General features: G+C 30.5%; 3 protein-coding genes. All 3 read right to left on the bottom strand.

Going from position 1 to position 2,437, the window contains the following annotated elements:
* Positions 1-81: 81 nt before the first annotated feature.
* Entirely contained in the window at positions 82-873 is a 792-nt protein-coding gene (locus tag ACYVAA_RS22700; protein WP_460546323.1) for a hypothetical protein, read from the bottom strand.
* Between the two features lie 427 nt (positions 874-1,300).
* Positions 1,301-1,666 (bottom strand): HIT family protein, encoded by a 366-nt coding sequence (locus tag ACYVAA_RS22695; protein ID WP_460546321.1) that lies wholly within the window; start codon positions 1,664-1,666, stop codon positions 1,301-1,303.
* A partial coding sequence (locus ACYVAA_RS22690; RefSeq protein ID WP_460546319.1) for a hypothetical protein occupies positions 1,666-2,437 on the bottom strand: 772 nt, incomplete at its 5' end. The genes ACYVAA_RS22695 and ACYVAA_RS22690, both read right to left, overlap by 1 nt.

Here is a 2,437-nt window from a genome sequence, read left to right as displayed (position 1 = left end):
TTTATTAAGAATCTTTAATATATCTATATCTATCTCTAAATCCCCTATAACAAACTTTACAGAATCAATTCTATTAGTTTCTTATTCTGAATTTAACTTAGTTAGAAGCAATAAAATGGCTATTGGCTTTAAATCATTTTGTTCTTTTTGAAAATCTAACGGAGTCGCAGAAGAGTTTAGAAAATTATCCGAAGGAACAAATTTTTCGATTTTGGAAACCATAGATGCTGACCATCTTATAAAAAAATCAAGGTTATTTTTTTTTCCAAATTTATTAATCCTTGAAGATCCCAAAGACAGTGATATTTTATTCTCTTGATTATTTAATCTTAAATTATTTAAGATATAACTTTGTAGCCCTAATGTGGATATACTTTCTTTTAAATTAATTGCTTCAATACTTGTACTTCTGACTACATTATCTGAAATATTCATATTATTCATAGAAAATTTCTCAAATGCAGTAGTATCATCAATAAACACTGAGGATATAGTTTTATAATCTAAAGGAAGTATTTTTTGATTTAATTCATCAATACCTGATACATTTCTTTTGGAAATAACTAAATGTCTTCCAAAATCAATTATTACTATATAAGCTAATTTTATTTCTTCCCAGCCTTTAACTTCATTTACAATGAAAGTTGGTTTATTATGATATTTAAATACACATATTGAATATTCTATATCTATTTCGTTTACCCTAGATTCTTTTTTGACTACTCGCAATAAAAAATTCCCAACCTTTTCAGAGGAAACCTCCTTAAAAGTTGTCTGGATTAATGAATTAGATAAAAGTCCTTCCTTAATTTTGGTGAAAAAATATGCATTTTCATGTAGTGCTAGATTTTCAGCAAGTTCAACTTCCGTCATAATTTTACAATTAGAAATTTAGTCCCTCTGGAAAATTGTATTGGCATATATGTTTTTATCTGAATGGAGAGCTTCATCTAATCAAAATATTTTAAGGCTTAAAAGTACCTTTTTCTTTTTTTGTATAAAATACCCCATCTGGGGTATTTTTCACCATCACCCCACAAAAAAAAAGCCCTCCAGTAGAAGGGCTTCCATAATTTATTGAATAGGGTCTAAACAACTTATCGCAATTTCTTAGCTTTCTTAATTTAAGAAATTTGAAAGTTTAAATCCTCTTTTGACACAAAGTTGGTCGGTTTTAAAATTGATTAAGCCATTTTATCTGTAATTGACTTCAGAAGCACATGCTCTTTATCAGTTAGTTCAGTACTCTGTGCTGTAGAACAGTTGTTTATGTTTATTCAAGTTATTGATATTTTAATTTTCAATAATCTCCTTTTCCTTTGATACAATGCCTGACCCCACCTCTGGGGTTTTCCATATCTCCCTCATATCTTGGAATTACATGACAGTGAAAATGCATTACCGTTTGTCCAGCTGCTTCTCCGCAATTCATTCCAATATTATATCCATTAGGTTTTCTTTCTTTTTCAATGATTTCTTTTGCTACTTCAATAAGTGAGGTTAATTCACGCTGTTCTTTTTTGTTCAGAGAGAAATAGTCCAATTTTTCTTCATTTGAAATAATCAAAATATGACCAGGTGAAACTGGATATCTGTCATATATCATAAAAAAGAAATCACCTGAGTAAATCTTTTGGTCTTCTGTTATTTTAGAAAATACGCTCATTAAAATGTTCCTTCAAGTTCTTCACTAGGTGTCCAAGTTACGATAGAATTTTCGAGTGCTAGATTATATTGCTTTTCCAAAAAAGCTCTTCTTAACTCTTTTGTTTTGCCTGTCTGGTTAATAATAGTCTCGGCCAGTGGATGCTTACTGTTAATATAAAATTCGTTCCTATTAAATAACCTTTCCAGGTATTTTTTATTTGGAACTTTTGCACCCTTTTCCTTTGTACTGTTCATTGATGAATGTGCCAGGACCAAATTCCAAACACCATTGATATTTGCTCCATATTCAGCATGTAACGGCTTATTAACATGAGGAAGAAAATGGTCAACATGACAAATGTCTGAACTACCTTGGATAATTGAAATATCCAGGGAGCTATAGAAGCATTTTCCTTTTTGATAACCATTTAGAGAATCCCTAACTGAAGTAATATCAATTCTTTTCATTAGGTCGTTCTCGAGGAAGAAAAGAGAAGCATCTTCATCATATTTTACCTCAAGTAGATTGGGATTTATTTTAAGATTCCAAGCTGTTTCTACTAATTTCCACCTTGCTTCGGTTACGTTTTCAAAATTTTGAAAGTGAAAGCTTTCTTTAAGTTTAAGTAAGTCGTCTGTGATAACTATTCTCTTATTTCCATTTGAATAGTCTTTTTCGTAGAACAAGTTTGGGATTTGTCCACCGTTTACATTCTGAAAAGCATCAACCACATTTACGAAGCCTAACTTTTCCGTATGGTTCAAAAGTTCTGCTTCATCAATAAGTCCA

This window comes from Echinicola sediminis (assembly GCF_054777495.1).
The sequence above is the reverse complement of the archived record's forward strand: the minus strand, read 5'-3'. Positions and strand labels throughout refer to the sequence as shown.